Genomic DNA, 18,802 nt, shown 5'->3' on the forward strand with positions numbered 1-18,802 from the left:
CCCGCCGGAACACCGTCTATCTCCTGTTGAAGATCGCGGCAGCGCCCCATCCGAACAGGAGGGCGAGCGCTACCGATGTCAGCCCGTAAAGCCAGCCATGGGTGTGGGCGAAATTGTAGATGACGCGTTCGATGCCGGCCTTGCGGACTCCCAGGGCGACCGTGCCAGAGGCGACCGGGCGGCCGTCGCGAAACAGGTAGACGTCAGCGGTATAATCGCCGACCGGAGTAGCTGGCGGCAGGGCGACATTGGCACGGAATAATCCGCCTTCCAGCATCTGCACGCCGGTGGTCGTCTCGTCGAACAGACGGTCGCGGCGGCGGTTGCGGCTGATCGCTTCGCGGTATTCGATGACTTCCGAGCCGATATCACTGACCGTCACTTCAACGCCGAGACGCACTTCGGTCCGTTCGGAGTCGGGCGCCGTGAGCCGCAAATGTTCGAGACCGATCCCTTCGCGGCGCAAGGCCGAGAACGCACCGATCTCCTGCAAGGGCCGGGTCGATGCGACAGTGTAATAACTCGGCACGTCCTCGAAGCGGACCGGCGCGCGATTGATCCAGATGCCGAAGGTCCGCTCCTTGCGCATGACGCGCAGATCATTGGCGGGACCGCGCACAACGACGACGAGATCGTCGCTCGCCTCCATGTCTGTGACGGCGCCGAACAGCACGATCTCGGCGCCGGCAAAGTCGGACCGGATCTCCACGACTTCCTGCGACAGGGCCGCGACAACGCGCGGACCGGTGTCGCGTTCGACCTCGAGATCCGGCTGGCCCTGAAACGCCAGCAGCGCGGTGGCGAGCGCGGCAATCAATGCACTTCTCCGCGGGCCGGAAGGATGGCGAACAGATCGGCCGGCGTTGCGACCAGATCCCAGCCGAGCTTGGTGCAGACGGCAATCACCATCAAGGCGAGCGCGATCCGCAGCTCCTCGGCTTTCACCCGCCGCCCGGCGCGGGCGCCGAGCTGGGCGCCGATCACGCCGCCGACAATGAGCAAGAGCGCGAGGACGAGGTCGACGGTGTGGTTCTGGGTGGCCTGCAGGAAGGTGGTCAGGGCGGTGACGAACAGGATCTGGAACAGCGACGTGCCGACGACGACGCTGGTCGGCATGCGCAGGATGTAGATCATCGCCGGCACCATGATGAAACCGCCGCCGACGCCCATGATCGCCGCCAGTGTGCCGACGAAAAAACCGATCACGATGGGCGGGATCACAGACAGGTAGAGCCCGGACGCGGGGAACCGGGTCTTGAAGGGCAGGCGGTCGATGAGGCGGCGCTTGCGGCGCTTGGTGACAGGCTGGGCAGAATGTTCGGCGCGGTTGCGACGGCGGATTGCGCCGACGCTCTCGACGAACATCAGGCCGCCGATAATGCCGAGAAAACCCACATAACTGAGCGAGATGATGAGATCGATCTGGCCCAGACTTCGCAGGAAGGCGAAGAGCTGGACGCCCGCGATGGAGCCGGAGGCGCCGCCAACGAGCAGCAATAATCCCATCTTGATATCGAGCGATTTGCGCCGCCAGTGGGCGATCGCCCCCGATGCCGAGGAGGCGACGATCTGGTTGGCTTCTGTCGATACCGCGACCGCGGGCGGAACGCCAATGAAGATCAGCAGCGGCGTCATCAGGAAGCCTCCGCCGACGCCGAACATGCCCGACAGGAATCCGATCCCCAGCCCGAGCCCGAGCAAAAGGAAGATGTTGACCGAGATTTCGGCGATCGGCAGGTAGATCTGCATCGCCCCGCGCCTCTAGCTGGCGCGGGCGGTTTCCAGACGCCCAAGGAGTGCCTGATCAATAATGCCGGTAGCCGGCAGGTTACGCGCTTCCTGGAAGGCCCGCACAGCGGCTTCGGTTTGCGGACCGAGCTGACCGTCGGCCGGGCCGGCATTGTAGCCGAGCGCATTCAAATGGATCTGTGCCGAAGCAATCACGGCTCTGTCCAGCGTTATCGTTTCACCCCAGTTACGGTCGTAGACCCCGTTGGTCTCGGCATCAATGGGGCGCGGCGAGAAGGCAGCCACGACACTGTCGGCCTGAGCGCGCGCCGTTTCGGCAAGCGTGGCGCCGATCGTCTCGGCTTGCTGGGCGGCCCCGCTGTCACCGCCGGCACCGGCGATGGAGAACCAGGCATAGGCATCGGCCGCGCTTTGTGGCCGGCCGCGCCCCTGCTGGAACAGGATGGCCAGATTGTACTGGGAATCGGTCAGCCCGCGCAGCGCCGCTTCCTCGAACCAGTTCGCGGCTTCCTCGATGTTTTCCTCGCCTCCGGCACCGGTCGCGTACATGACGCCGAGATTGTGCATGGCCCGGCGATGGCCGGCTTCGGCTGCGCGGCGGGTCCATTGCCGGGCGGCGGTGACATCCCGGGTGACGCCTTCACCGCGTTCCAGCATTTTGGCGTAGCGATACTGTGCTGCCGGGACGTTCTGCTCCGCGGCGCGGCGAATAAGCGCGACGGCGGCGCTGGCATTGCCCTGCGACAGCCTTTCCTCGCCCAGCAGGTAGCGGGCGACCGGATCCCCGGATGCCGCAGCTTCCTGCAAGGTCGGGATCCGGATCGTGACTTCTTCCGCCGCTGCCGGTGTTGCGGCCAGCGACCGAAGATCGACGCCGCGATCAGATTGCGCCGTGTCGGTGACGCCAGTTTGTTCGGAGCGTGCCGCAGGTTGCGCTTCGGGTTCCGTTGGCGCGAGCGCGGTCTCGGTCTCGCTGTCGGATGTCACGTCCGGGTCCGGAGCGGCGGTTGCCGCCGGTGCGCTCTGGTCGTCCGTGGCGACCGTCTCCGTTGTTGCTGCGGCATCTTCGCCACGCGGCTGGCCGAGCACATCCGCTGTCAGCGCTTCCGCCGTACTGGCTGGCGGCTGGCTCAAATTTTCCCAGAGGAGAACGCCGACCGCGCCGGTCAATGCAATGAATCCGAACAGGCTGGCGGCGACCATCAGGCCGCGGCCGCCACCCGATGACGGTGTTTCGGTCGTGTAGGGGTCGAAACTGGCAGCGCGATCGCTCCGGGTGCGGTTGCGGGCCGCTGCGAGGAAGTCGGCATCTGCCGTGGCACCCAGGGGCGCAGCGGTCCGGGCTGCCCGTTGATCGGGCTGGCGCTGGCGCTCGCGCCGGACCGGTTCATCGACCGGCTCCATCGGCTGCAGGATCATATTCGTTTCCGCGCGGCGCGCCGGTTCCGGACGCGGTGCCTCGATAAACTCGTCGACGGGTTCAGGCCGGACGGGCTCGGGTGACTCGGCGATGATAAACGGGTCATCCACTTCGTCTTCGTCGAATCCGGGCGGCGTCTCGGCGTCCGGCGGCGGGGCGAGCGGCGTGTCAAAATCAGGGTCGGAATAGGCCGGCTGCTCCGCGGACGGCGCCGGTGTATCCGGTCTGGCTTCGGCAGCAGCCGCGGCTTCAGCTTCCGCTTTGGCTTTAGCTGCCGCTTCAGCTTCTTTCTCAGCCTTGCTGTGTTCGATGGCTTCCAGCCGGTCGGCGAGCGCATTCATTGCCCTTTGAACCGGCGAGAGGCTTTCTTCGGCTTCGCCGCGCACCTGTTCGAGCCGTTCGGAAATGCCGGAAATGGCATCCTCGATGCGTTTTGCGGTTCGCTCCTCGGATTCCCGGAGGCGGGCTTCGAGCTCATCCTCGCGGGTTTTTGCCTGCTCGCGGGCTTCCAGGCGATCGACCGCCTCGGCCATGGAGCGGCTGGCGGTTTCGATCGCCGCGGCGGAACGTTCCTCGCTTTCGGCGACGCGGGCGTTGAGGGATTTGCCGAGTTTCGAAACATCCCGACCGAGCTGTTCGACGGCTTCCCGGTTTTCCTGGCGCACCGCGTCGAAACGGCGTTCCATCTCGCGCTCGGCCTTGTCGCCCATGTGCAGGGCCTGGGCCTTTTTCTCGGTCTCGGTGATCCGCTCGTCCATCACGCGGGCGAGGCGGGTGATTTCGAGCCCGATGCGCGAGAGACTGTCGGAATGCGCCGATTCTGTTGCTGCGATCCGTGTCTCCGCGGATTTCAGCGCGCGTTCGAGCTGCTCGACGCGCGGCTCGCTGACAACGGATTCGAGCTCCCTTGCGACCTGCGCGCGGGTGTCAGCCACGACCTGTGCCAACTCGTTGGACAGGAGGTCAAACCGCCGGTCGATGTCAGCGGTTTCCGCACCGAAAGGACGATTTTCCAGCGACCGGAGGCGGGTGTCGATCCGCGACACCGATTCCTCGAACGAACTCGCCACATCATTGGTCAGCCGTTCGGTTTCGTCGACGCGGCGGCGCAACCGGTCTGCGGCATTGTGCAGTCCGTGCAGTGCACGGCCCGTCTGGTCAGAACGTTCACCGGATTTGCGCAGATCGTCGGACAGCTGTTTCTGCCCGGCTTCCATCGCCTCGATGCGCTGCTGCAACGACAGGGTCGCCTGTTCGGTGGCCTGACCGAATTCGGAGAGCGCGTCCTGGATGATCTGCGACGAGCGCTGCGCACTGGTCTCGTTGCGATAGACGCGCGTGGCAAGTTTGCCGAACGCATTCTCGAAAGCCTTCAGGGTCGGCTGGTCGGCGCTGCCGCCGCCCGCCTCGATCCGCTTGACGCGCAGGGCGAGGGTTTCCGCGGCTTTTCGCGCGGCCTCGGCGACGTCGCGCGTCTTCTTGCGGTCTTCGCGCCAGGACTTGTCGGTTTTTTCGATCCGCTCCTCGAGCTTGGAGATCGAACGGTCGACGTCGGTGCGGACACTGGCGGAGTTCTGTTCGGTGGTGTCGACCCGCTGCGTCAGACGTTCGACCATGCCACGCAACAGTGCGTCGCCATCGCTATCGGACCGCGGGAAGCCGGGATAATCCTCGAGCTGGTTTTCCCAGCGCGGATCGTCGCTATCGACCGGACCATCATCGAGGATGACGCGATTCAACCATTCCCCGAGTGTCATGCCCTCGCGTCGCGCAGCGCTTTTCGCCCGGGCGCGTGCGCGGGGGTCAATACCTTTGACACTCCAGGGTCCCCCCGAGGTCATAACGAATCGCACTCCATTCCAATGCCTCACGCTAGCGGACGCCTTAATATTGTGTAAACCGATCCAGTGAGCCCAAGATGTGGTATATCCACAACTGAACTCACGAACCGTCGGCGCCACGCGCGGGCATCGCAGCCATACGCATTCGTTAATGAGGGCGGTTTCGGTTAATCCCCAGTAAAGAGGGCTTAACGCGGCAGGAAGAAATCCGGCGCCAATGCGCGCAGCCGCTCTTCGAGAACCGAGACCTGGACCAGCGTTAGATGGTTCGCGGCTCCAGGCACGGACCGGCCGGCATCATAAACGGTCCAGGCCGCGATCGGGTTTCGCAGGGTCAAAAGCGCATTGCCGAGATAGCGGTAGTTCGCCCCGGCATACGGGTCGAGGGCAATGGATTCCGTCAGCAGACTGAACGGATCAAGGTCTGCGGGTGGCGCTTCGGGATCCCGGGCTGCCCAGACGATCAGCTCGTTGGCAACAATCGTGCGGGCGGCCGCACCGACATAACCGGTGTCCTCGAGATAGGGTGCCAACGCTTCGAGGATGGCGGCTTCCTGCTCGGAGCCGATCTCGTCAATGGCACCAAACACGGTCTCGAAAGACGGATTGCCGAGCCCTCCGGCGACGATGCTATTGGCGGCTGCGCACACTTCCCGGCGATCGGCCTGCCCCGGCGGCGGACATGGCCCGTTTCTGCTGGTTTCGTGGAAGGCGACGAGGTAGGCGCGGGCGAGATCACCGGCCTCGCGGTAGTCCGCAATCGCTTCCAGAAGGGAATCGTCGCCCGGCGCGCGCTCGACCGCTGAGGCGTCGGCAGCGACAGGCAGTATCTCGGTTCCCAGCCATTCCGGCAATGGTGCGCGCGCGGCGAGATCGGGCTCGAGGCGGAAGCCAGGTGCACGGGTGTCCGATTGCTGCAAGGTCCAGACCTCACGACGACCGTCGGGGCTGTCGGGGCTGACGATGAAATAGGCAAAGCCCGACGGGATGTCCGGCGCGCCGCGCAACACGGCGAGCACGTCAGGATGCAGCGGCAAGGCGTGGCGCATCCAGCGCCGGAACAATTCTGCCTGGGCCTGTTGTTCAGGGGTGCCCGCCGGCCAGGCAAAAGTCGCAGGACTTTGGTCGAATGTGATCGCCGCGGCGGCCTGGGAAGGGTCGAAAACCACGGATTCTCCGGATGAAAGATCAATCGGCGTCGCCATGGCGGCGATGGCATCGGTGGTCGACATTTCCGATGCGCCAGTTTCCGTCTCGTCTGCTTCAGCCGGACTGTCGGTCGCGTCGTCCAGACCGGAGGCGTCGCCAGGAATGTCGAACTGCGCCGTCAACAGGGATGTGCCGTCATCCCGCTCGACGGACAGATCGCCCTCCGAAAAGCTCACGTCGAGTTCAGCCGGTTCGCGACGGATGCCCATCGCGGCTTCCAGCCAGAACCGTTCAAAGCTGCGTTCCGGCCCCAGCGGGATCTGCTCGAGACGGCCGGCTTGCGAGAGGCCGAGATAGGTATCGAGCCGACGCCGGACCTCCGCCTCGAATGCGGTGTTGGTCAACGCTGCATTGGCGAGGTCCAGCTCGAGATGCCGGTTGGCTGCAAAATCGTAGATCTCGATATCGCCGCCGTGCTCGTACCGCACATGGTCTGGTGCCAGTATCAGGGTTCGCGTATCGGCGGCGCCGATGCGCTCGCCCTCGGGGCTGTAGGTTTCGACCTGCCAGACCAGCCGGATTGCCTCGCCGGTGCTGTCCGGGCGAATGGCCGCGTATTCGGAACTCGACAGGAAAGGCGCAGAGAGCGTCCGGGTTGCTGCATGGTCTTCGCCGGCGGCAGCGTCGCCGGTTTCATCGTTGCCCGCCGGGTCCGCCGGTTCGGTTTCAGGCTGCGTGCCAGCGATGTCCGCGTCGGCATCAGTATCCGTCGCGGCTTCGAAAGCATCTGCAGGATCGTCCGTTTCGGGGATGTCAGCGTCGATCGGCGTTGGAGATTCCGCCGTTTCCACCTGGGAGGCTTCTGTGTCGCCCGCCGCTTCACCCGCAAAACCTGCGCCTGCTGCCGGGGGCGTCGTCTCATCGTCAGCTGGTGCTGGGTCCGGGGTGCTGACGCCGGTCTCGGTCGAATCCGCGCCGTCGTCGTCCGCCGCAGAGGTTTCCGGCCTTTCCTCCCGGGGAGGCTCTGCGTCATCCGGGGTATCCGCTTCGGTTGCGAGAGGCGTTACCTCATCAGCGTCCGGCGTGGTGTCAGGGATACTCGTTCCGGTAGCGGCCGGCTCTTCAGTTTCGCTTGTCTCGCCGGTTTCCATCAGTACCGGAATTTCCGGCGTTTCCGGCGGTACAGTTTCCGCACCGTCTATCGCGGCCTCTGCTGAATCTGATTCCGTTAGGGGGGGCGTAATCTCTTCGGCGTCCGGCACGCTGTCGGGAATGGCGGTGCCGGAAGCGGCCGGCCCGTCGGTCTCGATCGGCGCCGGGGCATCCTGCGATTCCTCCGGGGAGATGTCTGCGTCGTTCGCTACGGCCTCCTGGGTGTCCGCGCCCGCTGCGGGCGGCGTTATCTCTTCGGCATCTGGCAGGGTGTCAGGTGTGCCGGTCCCGGAAGCGGCCGGCTCCGTTGCTTCGTCGATCGCGCCGGTTTCGATCAGCACCTCATCGCCATTGTCGCCGCGCAGCGACAGGCCGCCGCTGACTTCCGGAATATCCGGGCCCGATGGAGCGGTTTCGCTATCTTCAGCCGGCACTCCGGTCTCCTGTGCCCATACCGGCAGGGCGAGAGCGAGTGCGAAAAGGCTGGCAGAGACGCGTATCATGGGCATTCCGGCTTGACGTTGTTGCGGGAGACACAAGCCCGGACCGACGATTGGGTCAACAGTCTCAAACGGTTAGAAACTGACGCAAAGTTGACGTTGACGTTCGCGTTAACGTGAGTCATATTCACGCCATGAGGGAAAACAGCGACAGCAAGACCGAATTCTCGATCCGCGATCTCGCGGCGGAGTTCGGCGTCACGGCTCGTACGCTCCGCTTCTACGAGCAGAAGGGATTGCTCAATCCCGGCCGCAAGGGCGCCAGCCGCGTGTATTCGCCGGCCGACCGTGCCCGGCTGGTTTTGATCCTGCGCGGCAAGCGGGTCGGTTTCTCGCTCGACGAAATTCGGGAAATGCTCGACCTGGAAGCGATCACCACGCGCGACCCGTCGGCGTTGAGCGATACGCTGGTGCGGTTCAATGCGCGCATCGATGCACTGCACCATCAGCGCGAAGACATTGATGCGGCGATCGAGGAGCTGGAGGCCGGCAAGACCTGGCTGGAAGACCGGCTCGCCAATCGCGAACCCTCTGAAGAAATCAAGCACCGGGCCCGCGCTTTCGAAGCGCTGGCATCGGCGCGGATGAATATCTGGACGGGCGCTTCGCCCGAACCCGAGACCCACGAAACCCAGACTTGATGTGAGGGAGACTTCCTGATGCCCGGCTACACCGCCCCGACGCGGGATTACAAATTTGTCCTGCACGATGTGCTCAACATGACCAAGCACGGCAATCTGCCGGGCTTTGCCGACGCCGACGCCGATACGGTGGACGCGATCCTGGAAGAGGCCGCCAAGGTCTCCGAACAGGTGCTGGCGCCGCTCAACCGGATCGGCGACGTTGAAGGCTGTACGCGGCATGATGACGGCTCGGTGACGACGCCGACCGGGTTCAAGGATGCCTACAAGCAATTTGCCGAAGCCGGCTGGATGGGGCTTTCCCAACCCGTGGAGTATGGCGGGCAAGGCCTGCCGCAAGTGCTCGGCCTGGCGACCGGCGAGATGACATCCTCCGCGAACATGGCGTTCGGAATGTATCCGGGTCTGACCGGCGGTGCGGTGCGTGCCCTGCTGGCCGGTGGCGCTGAAGAGCAGAAGCAGATGTATCTGCCGAAGATGATTTCCGGTGAATGGACCGGGACGATGAACTTGACCGAACCGCATTGCGGCACGGATCTGGGCCTGCTGCGCACCAAAGCCGTGCCGAATGGCGATGGCAGCTACAAGATCTCCGGCCAGAAAATCTGGATTTCGTCGGGTGAACACGATCTCGCCGGCAATATCATCCACCTGGTGCTGGCCCGCATCGAGGGCGCGCCTGAAGGCGTGAAAGGCATCTCGCTCTTCGTCGTGCCGAAATACATTCTCGATGCCGATGGCAATCCGGGCGAGCGCAATTCGCTCGAATGCGGCGGCCTGGAAGAGAAGATGGGCATTCACGGCAATGCCACCTGCGTCATGAATTACGACGAGGCGACGGGCTGGCTCGTGGGCGAGGAGAACAAGGGCCTCAAGATCATGTTCGTCATGATGAACGAGGCGCGCCTGGGCGTCGGCCTGCAGGGCCTGGCGCTGGGCGAGGTCGCCTACCAGAATTCGCTGGCCTTTGCGAAGGACCGGTTGCAGGGCCGTTCGCTGACCGGGCCGCAGAACCCGAACGGACCGGCCGACCCGATCATCGTGCACCCCGATGTGCGGCGCATGCTGATGGACCAGAAGGCGTTCGTGGAAGCTGCGCGCTGCCTCGTTTCCTGGACGGCGCTGCACGGTGATCTGGAAGAGAAATCCGACGATGCCGCCCAGCGCGAGAAGTCCGGCGATTACATGTCGCTGCTGACGCCGATCGTGAAAGCCTATCTCACGGACAAGGGCTTCGATTCCGTGTCCAGCGGGCTGCAGGTCTTCGGCGGCTCCGGCTATGTCGAGGAATGGGGGATGAGCCAGTTCCTGCGCGATGCGCGGATCACGCTGATCTATGAAGGCACGAACGGGATCCAGGCGCTCGACCTGGTCGGCCGCAAGCTGGCCATGCACGGCATGCGCCCGATCAACACCTTCTTCGCCGAGCTGGATGCCTTTGTCGCGTCCGGCGGATCTGAAACGACCCAGCCTTTCCTTGATGCCGTCGCCGCGACCAAGGCGCAGCTCAAGGAAGCGACCGACTGGCTGGTCGAGAACGGGCTGCAGGACTTCAACAATGCCGGCGCATCAAGCCATGACTATCTGCAGCTCTTCGGCCTGACTTGCCTGACCTATATGTGGGGGCTGATGGCCAAGGCCGCGGAAGCGGGCGACCAATCCGATCCGTTCTATGCCAACAAGCTGAAGACCGGCCGCTATTTCCTCGATCGCTGGGTGCCGGAAGGCGGCATGCATCTCGCCAAGGTGAAGGCCGGTGCGGCCTCGATGATGGCGCTCGAAGCGGAGGCATTCTGATGCTGGCCGATCCGCTCAATGTGAAAAAGCCGGACTGGCTGGACCAGGAAGACGTCAACATCTTCTACGAGGCCGTGCGCGGCTTCGTGGAGAAGGAATGCCTGCCGCATGGCGATCGCTGGGAAAAGGAAGGCATGGTCGATCGCGAGATCTGGACCAAGGCGGGCGAAGCCGGCCTGCTGTGCCCGGCCTGTCCCGAGGAATATGGCGGGGCCGGCGGCGACTGGCGCCACGACTACGTGTTCCACATGGCGGTCTCGGAGCTCGGCGTCGATGGCTGGGGTGCGTCGCTGCACAATTCCATCGTCGCGCCCTATGTCTGGCATTACGCCAGCGAGGACCAGAAGAAGCGCATCCTGCCGAAAATGCTGTCCGGCGAATATGTCGGTGCTATCGCCATGTCCGAACCGGCGGCCGGCTCCGACCTCCAGGGCATCAAGACGACCGCCAAGAAGGACGGGAATGGTTACCGGATCAACGGGTCCAAGACCTTCATCACCAATGGCGGGACGGCGAATTTCATCATTGTCGTCGCCAAGACCGATCCCGACGCCGGTGCGCACGGCACGTCGCTGTTCATGGTCGAGACCGATGGCCTTGAAGGCTTCCGCCGCGGGCGGCTTCTGGACAAGGTCGGGCTGAAGGGCCAGGACACGGCGGAATTGTTCTTCGACGACATGTGGGTGCCGGCCGATGCGCTGATCGGTCCGGAAGAGGGCAAGGGTTTCATCCAGCTGATGGAGCAATTGCCGCAGGAGCGTCTGCAGATCGCCGTCCAGGGCGTCGGCATGATGAAGCGCGCGCTGGACGAGACCATCCGCTACGTCAAGGAGCGGCACGCCTTCGGCAAGCCGGTGATGGCGTTCCAGAACACGCAGTTCAAGCTCGCCGAGATGAAGACCAAGGCGACGATTGCCGAAGTATTCTGCCAGTATTGTTCCGACCAGCTGCTGAAGGGCGAGCTCGATGCCGCGACCGCCTCGATGGCGAAATACTGGGTCTCTGACCTGCAGTGCGAACTGATCGACGAATGCGTGCAGCTGCATGGCGGCTACGGTTTCATGAACGAATATCCGGTTGCGCGGATGTGGCGCGACAGCCGCGTGCAGCGCATCTATGGCGGCACGAACGAGATCATGAAGCTGCTGATTTCACGCACACTCTAACGACACGATTTCACGGGAGGGCCTGATGGCCGAAGCTTATATCTACGATGCCCTGCGCACACCGCGTGGCAAGGGCAAGAAAAACGGCTCGCTGCACGAGATCACAGCGCTGCAGCTCGCCACCCAGGCGCTGGAAGCCGTGCGCGACCGCAATAATCTCGATACCAACCATGTCGACGACGTGATCCTCGGCTGTGTCTCGCCGGTGGGCGAGCAAGGCGCCGACATTGCCCGCGCCGCGGTGATCAATGCGGGTTACTCGCAGGAAACCGCCGGCGTGCAGATCAACCGCTTCTGCGCCTCCGGCCTGGAAGCTACCAACATGGCCGCGGCCAAGGTGATGTCGGGCGAAGCCGACATGGCGATCGGCGGCGGCGTCGAGGCGATGAGCCGGGTGCCGATGGGTTCCGATGGTGGCGCCATGGTCGCCGATCCGGAAATGGCGTTCGACAATTACTTCGTGCCGCAGGGCGTGGGCGCAGACCTGATCGCCACGCTCGGCGGGTATTCGCGCGACGATGTCGACGCCTATGCGGTGGAGAGCCAGAAGCGCGCCGGCAAGGCGTGGGATGAAGGCCGCTTCAAGAAGTCGGTCGTGCCGGTGAAGAATCAGCTCGGCCTGACCCAGCTCGACCATGACGAGCTGATGCGGCCGCAAACCGACATGCAATCGCTCGCCTCGCTCAATCCGGCGTTCAAGGATCTGTCGGCCTTCGTCGGTTTCGACGCGGTGGCGATCCAGAAATACCCGCAGGTCGAGAAGATCAATTTCGTCCACCATGCCGGCAATTCGTCGGGCATTGTGGACGGCGCTGCGGCGATCCTCGTCGGTTCCAAGGAAATGGGCGAGAAGCTCGGCCTCAAGCCGCGCGCGCGGATCGTTTCTATGGCCTCTATCGGCTCGGAACCGACGATCATGCTGACCGGTCCGGCGCCCTCGGCCAAGAAAGCGCTGAAGAAAGCCGGCATGGAAGCCAAGGACATCGATCTCTACGAGATGAATGAGGCGTTTGCTTCCGTCGTCCTGCGCTTCATGGACGATATGGGCATCTCGCACGCCCAGACCAACGTCAACGGCGGCGCGATCGCCATGGGTCACCCGCTGGGCGCAACCGGGGCGATGATCCTCGGCACGCTGCTCGACGAGCTCGAGCGCACGGGCCAGTCCACCGGCCTCGCCACGCTGTGCGTCGGCGGCGGCATGGGCACGGCGACGATCATCGAGCGGGTGTAAGCACGATGTCCGGGGAAAAAGAAGCCGGAAGCAACGCGCTGGCGCGTGGCCTGCCCATCGGGTTGGCGGTTGGCATGGCCATCGGTCTGCCGCTGGGCATCGCCCAGGACAATATCGGTCTCGGCATTGGTATTGGCCTGCCGATCGGCGTCGGACTCGCCGTGGCCTTCGGCCAAGGCCTGATCGCGAGAGACAAGAAAAATTCTGACGATCCGGACGACCAAGCGTCCGGAAATGGAGACTGAATCCATGAAACATTTCAAGTTTGAACTCGACAATGACGGCATAGCGCTGATCACCTTTGACAGCCCCGATGTGTCGATGAACGTTTTGTCCGCCGGCGTCATGTCCGAGCTGGGCGAGCTGGTCGAGAAGATCTCGTCCGACGATGCCATCAAGGGCGCCGTCATCACCTCCGGCAAGAAGGCGTTCTGCGCCGGGGCCGACCTCTCCGAATTGGGCGGCGGCATGGCCGACCTCGCGGGTCTATCCGAAGAGGAAGCCAAGCAGAAACTGTTCGACATGGCCTTCCGCCTGAATTCCCAGCTGCGCCAGCTGGAAACCTGCGGCAAGCCGGTCGCTGCGGCGATCAACGGGCTGGCCCTGGGCGGCGGGTTCGAGGTCACGCTGGCCTGCCATTATCGCGTCATGGCGAATGATACCGGTGCCAAGCTGGGCTTGCCGGAAGCCATGGTCGGCGTGCTGCCCGGCGGTGGCGGCACGCAGCGTCTGCCGCGCCTGGTCGGCGTCATGAACGCCGCGCCGATCATGCTGCAGGGCAAGCAGTTTGACGCCAACAAGGCCAAGGAGCAGGGCGTCGTGCACGAGATCGCACCGCTCGCCGAGATCGTCGACAAGGCCAAGGAGCTGGTGAAGGCTGACCCGATGGGCGCCAAGCAGCCCTGGGACCAGGACAAGTTCCGCATTCCGGGCGGCGCCGTCTACACGCCGGCCGGCATGCAGGTGTTCGGTGCCGCCAGCCCGATGCTGCGCAAGGAAACCTACGGCAATTACCCGGCCCAGCGTTACATCCTGTCGTGCGTCTATGAAGGCCTGCAGGTGCCCATCGATGCCGGATTGCGCATTGAAAGCCGGTATTTCACCAAGCTCTTAATGCGGCCGGAAAGCCGCAACATGATCCGCTCGATCTTCCTGTCCAAGCAGGCGCTGGACAAGGGCGGCGCGCGCCCGGCCGGCACGAGCCGCGAGGATCTGAAAAAGATTGCCGTCATCGGTGCGGGCTTCATGGGCGCCGGCATCGCCACGGTCTCGGCCCAGGCGGGCCTCGAAGTCGTGCTGATCGACGTCAACCAGGAAGGCGCCGACAAAGGCAAGCAGCACGCCATTGACCATTTCGCCAAGGGCGTGTCGCGCGGCAAGCTCTCCCAGGAAAAAGCCGACAAGCTGGCGGGCCTGATCACGGCGACGACGGATTACGCGCTCTTGAAGGATTGCGAGCTGGTCGTCGAGGCGGTGTTCGAGAATTCCGAACTGAAGCACAAGATCACCAAGATGGCCGAGGAACACATGGCCGAGGACGCGATCTTCGGGTCCAACACCTCAACCATCCCGATTACCTCGCTGTCGGAAGCCTCGTCGCGGCCGGAGAATTTCTGCGGCATCCACTTCTTCTCGCCGGTCGAGAAGATGATGCTGGTGGAAGTGATTGTCGGCGACAATTCCGGCGACCGCGCGATTTCGCGGGCGATCGACTTCGTCACCAAGATCAAGAAGACGCCGATCGTCGTCTCCGACACGCGCGGCTTCTACTGCAATCGCTGCGTGATGCGTTTCGGCGAGCAGGGCCTGGCCATGCTGTCGGAAGGTTATGCCCCGGCGCTGATCGAAAACGGCACCCGCATGGCGGGCATGCCGATGGGCGCGATGGAGCTCATGGACATGACGGCGATCGATCTCGCCTGGAAGATCCAGGAGCAGACGAAAAAGGATCTCGGCGACGCCTACAAGCCGGGCAAGTCCGATCCGATCATCACCAAAATGTACGAATTGGGTCGTTATGGCCGGAAGACCGGCAAGGGCTTCTACGATTATGGCGAGGACAAGTCGAAGAGCTTGTGGCCGGAACTCAACCAGTTCGCGGTCGACGGCCTCAAATCCGTGCAGCCGGACGTGCAGGAAGTGAAGGACCGCATCCTCTATGCGCAGGCCATCGAAGCCGCGCGCTGCATGGAAGAGGGCGTGGTCAAGGACCCGCGAGAGGCCGATGTCGGCTCGATCCTGGCCTGGGGTTTTGCCCCCTATACGGGCGGTGTCCTCTCCTTCATCGACACGATCGGAGCCAAGGCGTTTGTCGAGAAGGCCGACGAGATGGCGAAGGCTTTCGGTGAACCGTTCGAGGTGCCGGATCTCCTGCGCGACATGGCGTCGAAGGGCGAGACCTTTTACGGCCGTTTCGGCGGTCAACAGAAAGCGGCGTAGCCCCAAGGGACCGGGAGCGTTGTGAAGAGCCGGGCGGGCAACTGTCCGGCTCTTTTTTGTTTGAGATGCTCCGACCAACCCGGGTCGTCGCTCCTCGATCTTCTTGTTGTTTCCGCTGCGCGTCCTATCGGCCGCTCGCATGAAACGCGCTCAAGGCTGCTCGCCCGAGCGAACCGGACACGCTGCGGGCGCGCCGCCGCGCTTTGGGGGCGTCTTTTTTCCCCTTCCCCTCAAGCGGGGAAGTATAGACAAGTCCGCTGAAAAATAGTCGGTTTTAGCTAGTCGTTTGTAAGGCCCCCGGTGGCGATGAAACTGCCGGGAGAGCGGTTCACCAGCTGACGCAATATGGTGAGGCCGGGCACAATTCCGGCCAGCAAGGCGGTCTCGTCATGTTGGAGGGCGACGGAGGTGATGTTGGCATTGCCGGTTTCGCCCGACGTTGCCCCCAGGGCCCGCGAATTGAAGGTCACGGTTGCCCCTTTCACCTGGAAGCCGGTGCCAGCCGCTCCCGGCGTCAGGTTTATCGTGCCTGCCGCAACGTTATTGCCTTGCACGACGGTTATCTGAATCTGCATCACCGCCTCGGCCTCGGCAGTTGAGGGCAGGGCAATGCGGAAATTGCTTTCCGTGCCGCCCGAGCCGAAACGCACCCAGTCGAAGTTGGAATTCGTGATGGCGTTCACATCGAGCCCGTCATCCAGTTCGATTTCCGCAAGGTCGCCGGAAGCGCCGGAGACCGTGTTGTTCGGATTGCCAGTGACCGTGAGAACCGCGGTTGGTGTCTGCGTCGTGACGAAGGTCGCTGCATTGGCATCGTCATCAATTGTGATGTCCAGACCGGCCGCACCATTGTCGATCCCGTCAAGGTCGCCGCCACCCAGAGCGCAAGTGAAAACGTTGTCGGACGGGGCTGCGCCCTGCGTACAAGACACACCACCCAGAACGATATTTGTCTCGTCTATACCTGAAACACCGTCCGGGAAGGTGAGAACAAGCTGTGCTGACGCGGCAATGTCCGTGGCATCGGCCAGCGCCACTCCAATGTCTGATTCAATGTCAGCCGGGAAATCCGCCAGTGTCAGGGTCCCGATTAGGCCCGAGCCCTGCAAATCGTCACCGGAAGCATCAAACTCTCCTGCGCCTGCTGCCCCTGCCGTGATCGAAAAATCAAAAGCGGGTGCAAAGGCCAGAAGGTCGAGATCGTCACTGGAACCGGTATAGGTCCCAGCATCAGCTGTGGGGGTGAAGGTGACCGTCACGCTCACAGGATCGCCATTATTGGTAACAACAATCGGCAGGGTCAGTGTACCATCATTGGCATCGAAACCGCTGCACTGATTTATCTGGCCTGTATTCTCGAAGCGCACGACATCGCCTCCGGCTCCGCCACCGAAGACCGGCTCGCCGAAGTCACAATCGGCTTCTGTTGCAGCCGTCCAGCTGCCCGCCGAAAGCGGGCCATCAAAGGTCGCATTAGTCAGTGTGAAGGCTACCACCACGGTACCTCCTGCACCCATGTTCTCGAACTCGTTTGACAGGCCGAAATCAAGGATCACATTGCCATCCAGAATCCCACCAACCTCGCTGGCCACCGTCTGGCCAGAGAATGGGCTGGCCGCGTCCAGCGCTACCAATTCGGCTGATGCTGCAACCGGCACATCAAAGCGCTGCGCGCGGACTGCGTCCGCGGAGGTGTCACCACCGGTCGCACTCGCGTCAGTCCAAGAAATAACCAGACCGCCGCCAGACAGACCATCAGCGCTAGGTTGGGATTGAGAGCTGGACGTCGTGGTGTTAACAAGAAACTCGGCCCCCGCAGCGGCGCCAGCTGCATCATAGCGTTGAGCGCGAACAGCAGCGGCAGAAATGTCTCCGCCGGTCGAACTAGAATCGTCCCATGCGATCACAAAGCCTCCGTCGGACAGCGCGCCAACGCTGGGTAGGTATTGGACACCGGACGTTGTAGTATTGACGAGGAACTCACTGCCCGCTGATGCGCCTGCTGCATCATATCGTTGGGCGCGGACTGCCCCATTGGATGTATCCCCGCCGGTCTGACTATCATCCGCCCATGCGATCACGAATCCGCCGTCGGACAATGGAGCTATGCTGGGGACATATTGAAAGCTGGAAGTGGTAGTGTTGACGAGGAATTCACCACCGACTGCCGCGCCTGCGGCGTCATAGCGTTGTGCCCGTATGGCACTAAGTGACGTATCGCCGCCGGTTGCGCTATTGTCGCGCCAAACAATCACGAAGCCACCGCCCGTCAGGGCCGCAACACTGGCATCGTACTGATCGTCGGAAGTGGTTGTGTTAACGAGGAACTCACCCCCCACGGCCACGCCCGCTGCATCATAGCGTTGAGCGCGCGTTGCGTCACCGGATGTATCTCCACCGGTTGCACCACGGTCGCGCCAAACGATCACGAAGCCGCCGCCCGTCACGCCGGCGGTGTCGGGCTCCATTTGATCTCCCGTTGTTGTGGTATTGACGAGGAATTCACCACCTGCCGCTGCACCCGCTGCGTCATAGCGCTGCGCGCGGACAGCAATACCAGATGTATCCCCCCCGGTTGCGCTGGAATCTGACCACGCGATCACGAAACCACCACCCGTCAGAGCGGCCACGCTGGGCTGGTATTGATCTCCAATTGTTGTGGTATTGACGAGGAATTCACCGCCTGCCGCTGCGCCTGCTGCGTCATAGCGCTGAGCGCGAATGGCGGCACCGGTTGTATCTCCGCCGGACGCACTATTGTCGCGCCAAACAATCACGTAACCACCGCCCGTGAGAACGGCCACCCTCGATTGGAATTGGGAGCTAGTTGTTGTGGTATTTACAACAAATTCCACGCCATCCTTGGTGGGTGTCTGAGCATATGCGTACACAGTAATTATTGTCGCGGCGAACGCGCCCCAAATGAAATAACGCATTAAACCATCCTCCCGATGGCTCATTGCAGACATTAGATTGTATTTTTTTCAAGCCAATACTCCCTGTTGTTGTATAACGAGCGCCGAAACCCCAGCCTGCTCCGGCATCAACCTCGCTCGTGTTGCTTATCTAAAAGGCCTGCCGAGCATCCGATTTAGTCATGAGTTCAAGTGAATGAAATCTGGTGTTCTTGGTTCATACGCCACTCAATAGAATACGTGCGACGGCGGCTGCGCCGCCACCTCAAGATGAGGTGGGAGGGTGGCAAGATCCCCCCTCGTCGCTTCGCGATACTCCCCCCGTGAACGGGGGGAGAAAGGTCGATAGCCGAAATCAACTGCTATCATAGATAGTGCAAATAGGAGTTGCTACTCCTCGCTCGTGAGCGCGACCCCAGCCCTCAGAGATCTCACCACCCCTCTAAATCTGGAATCATTGCGCGAATCCGACTTGTCCCCAGAAAGCGGTTTCTTATCCACAAAAACCGAATGGGCATTGATTGACCGGAACGCTTTTCGGCGGTTCACTTCAGGCATCGGAACACACCGGGGAGCGCCTGTCACAAGGCAAACCAACGGAAACCGATCCTTCCGAACCGTTCGCGCGGTTGACCGCGAAGCGGGCAGGAAGGGGTTCTGAAAAGCGCGGCGGTCAAACGCCACGCAAGACAGAACCGCTCTGAAACGAGGCGATCCGCATCGTTGAAGAGGGTCCCGGTACACCCACCGGGGCATGCAAAGGGGACGCGCCTTCACCGGCACCTCCCCCCGCGCCGCC

Annotated in this window: 11 protein-coding genes; 6 read left to right on the forward strand and 5 right to left on the reverse strand. The window is 62.9% G+C overall.

The genetic code is table 11. The features are described from left to right. Nucleotides 1-16 precede the first annotated feature (16 nt). The 4 genes from ACOOFN_RS10260 to ACOOFN_RS10275 form a co-directional block, all read right to left on the reverse strand. A complete protein-coding gene (locus tag ACOOFN_RS10260; protein WP_420431112.1) occupies nucleotides 17-817 on the reverse strand; it encodes a TIGR02186 family protein in 801 nt (266 codons plus the stop codon). After that, nucleotides 814-1,749 carry a sulfite exporter TauE/SafE family protein gene (locus ACOOFN_RS10265; protein ID WP_420431114.1) on the reverse strand — a complete coding sequence of 312 codons (936 nt, stop codon included), beginning with the start codon at nucleotides 1,747-1,749 and terminating at the stop codon, nucleotides 814-816. Before ACOOFN_RS10265 ends, ACOOFN_RS10260 begins: the two co-directional genes overlap by 4 nt. 12 nt (nucleotides 1,750-1,761) lie before the next feature. Beyond that, on the reverse strand, nucleotides 1,762-4,926 hold the full coding sequence (locus ACOOFN_RS10270; protein ID WP_420431116.1) for a peptidoglycan-binding protein: 3,165 nt from the start codon (nucleotides 4,924-4,926) through the stop codon (nucleotides 1,762-1,764). Between the two features lie 272 nt (nucleotides 4,927-5,198). Continuing rightward, nucleotides 5,199-7,814 (reverse strand): hypothetical protein, encoded by a 2,616-nt coding sequence (locus ACOOFN_RS10275; RefSeq protein ID WP_420431118.1) that lies wholly within the window; start codon nucleotides 7,812-7,814, stop codon nucleotides 5,199-5,201. A 131-nt stretch (nucleotides 7,815-7,945) separates the two neighbouring features. Between ACOOFN_RS10275 and ACOOFN_RS10280 the strand changes: the two genes are divergently transcribed. Genes ACOOFN_RS10280 through ACOOFN_RS10305 form a run of 6 tightly spaced genes read left to right on the forward strand, consistent with a single transcriptional unit; the run spans nucleotide 7,946 to nucleotide 15,088 of the window. Further along, nucleotides 7,946-8,452 carry a MerR family transcriptional regulator gene (locus ACOOFN_RS10280; protein ID WP_420431120.1) on the forward strand — a complete coding sequence of 169 codons (507 nt, stop codon included), beginning with the start codon at nucleotides 7,946-7,948 and terminating at the stop codon, nucleotides 8,450-8,452. Between the two features lie 18 nt (nucleotides 8,453-8,470). Then, nucleotides 8,471-10,249 carry an acyl-CoA dehydrogenase C-terminal domain-containing protein gene (locus tag ACOOFN_RS10285; RefSeq protein ID WP_420431122.1) on the forward strand — a complete coding sequence of 593 codons (1,779 nt, stop codon included), beginning with the start codon at nucleotides 8,471-8,473 and terminating at the stop codon, nucleotides 10,247-10,249. Next, on the forward strand, nucleotides 10,249-11,415 hold the full coding sequence (locus ACOOFN_RS10290) for an acyl-CoA dehydrogenase family protein (protein WP_420431124.1): 1,167 nt from the start codon (nucleotides 10,249-10,251) through the stop codon (nucleotides 11,413-11,415). The genes ACOOFN_RS10285 and ACOOFN_RS10290 overlap by 1 nt, the downstream gene beginning before the upstream one ends. Before the next feature lie 25 nt (nucleotides 11,416-11,440). Next, nucleotides 11,441-12,649 (forward strand): acetyl-CoA C-acetyltransferase, encoded by a 1,209-nt coding sequence (locus ACOOFN_RS10295; protein WP_420431126.1) that lies wholly within the window; start codon nucleotides 11,441-11,443, stop codon nucleotides 12,647-12,649. Between the two features lie 5 nt (nucleotides 12,650-12,654). Continuing rightward, on the forward strand, nucleotides 12,655-12,894 hold the full coding sequence (locus tag ACOOFN_RS10300) for a hypothetical protein (protein ID WP_420431128.1): 240 nt from the start codon (nucleotides 12,655-12,657) through the stop codon (nucleotides 12,892-12,894). A gap of 4 nt (nucleotides 12,895-12,898) precedes the next feature. Then, nucleotides 12,899-15,088: a 3-hydroxyacyl-CoA dehydrogenase NAD-binding domain-containing protein gene (locus tag ACOOFN_RS10305; RefSeq protein ID WP_420431130.1), complete on the forward strand. Its 2,190-nt coding sequence runs from the start codon at nucleotides 12,899-12,901 to the stop codon at nucleotides 15,086-15,088. A 278-nt stretch (nucleotides 15,089-15,366) separates the two neighbouring features. Here ACOOFN_RS10305 and ACOOFN_RS10310 read toward each other — a convergent pair whose 3' ends face one another. After that, nucleotides 15,367-17,892, reverse strand: coding sequence for a beta strand repeat-containing protein (locus tag ACOOFN_RS10310; protein WP_420431132.1), 2,526 nt, complete (start codon nucleotides 17,890-17,892; stop codon nucleotides 15,367-15,369). Nucleotides 17,893-18,802: the final 910 nt, after the last annotated feature.

This window comes from Hyphobacterium sp. (assembly GCF_965217055.1).
Lineage (GTDB): Bacteria > Pseudomonadota > Alphaproteobacteria > Caulobacterales > Maricaulaceae > Hyphobacterium.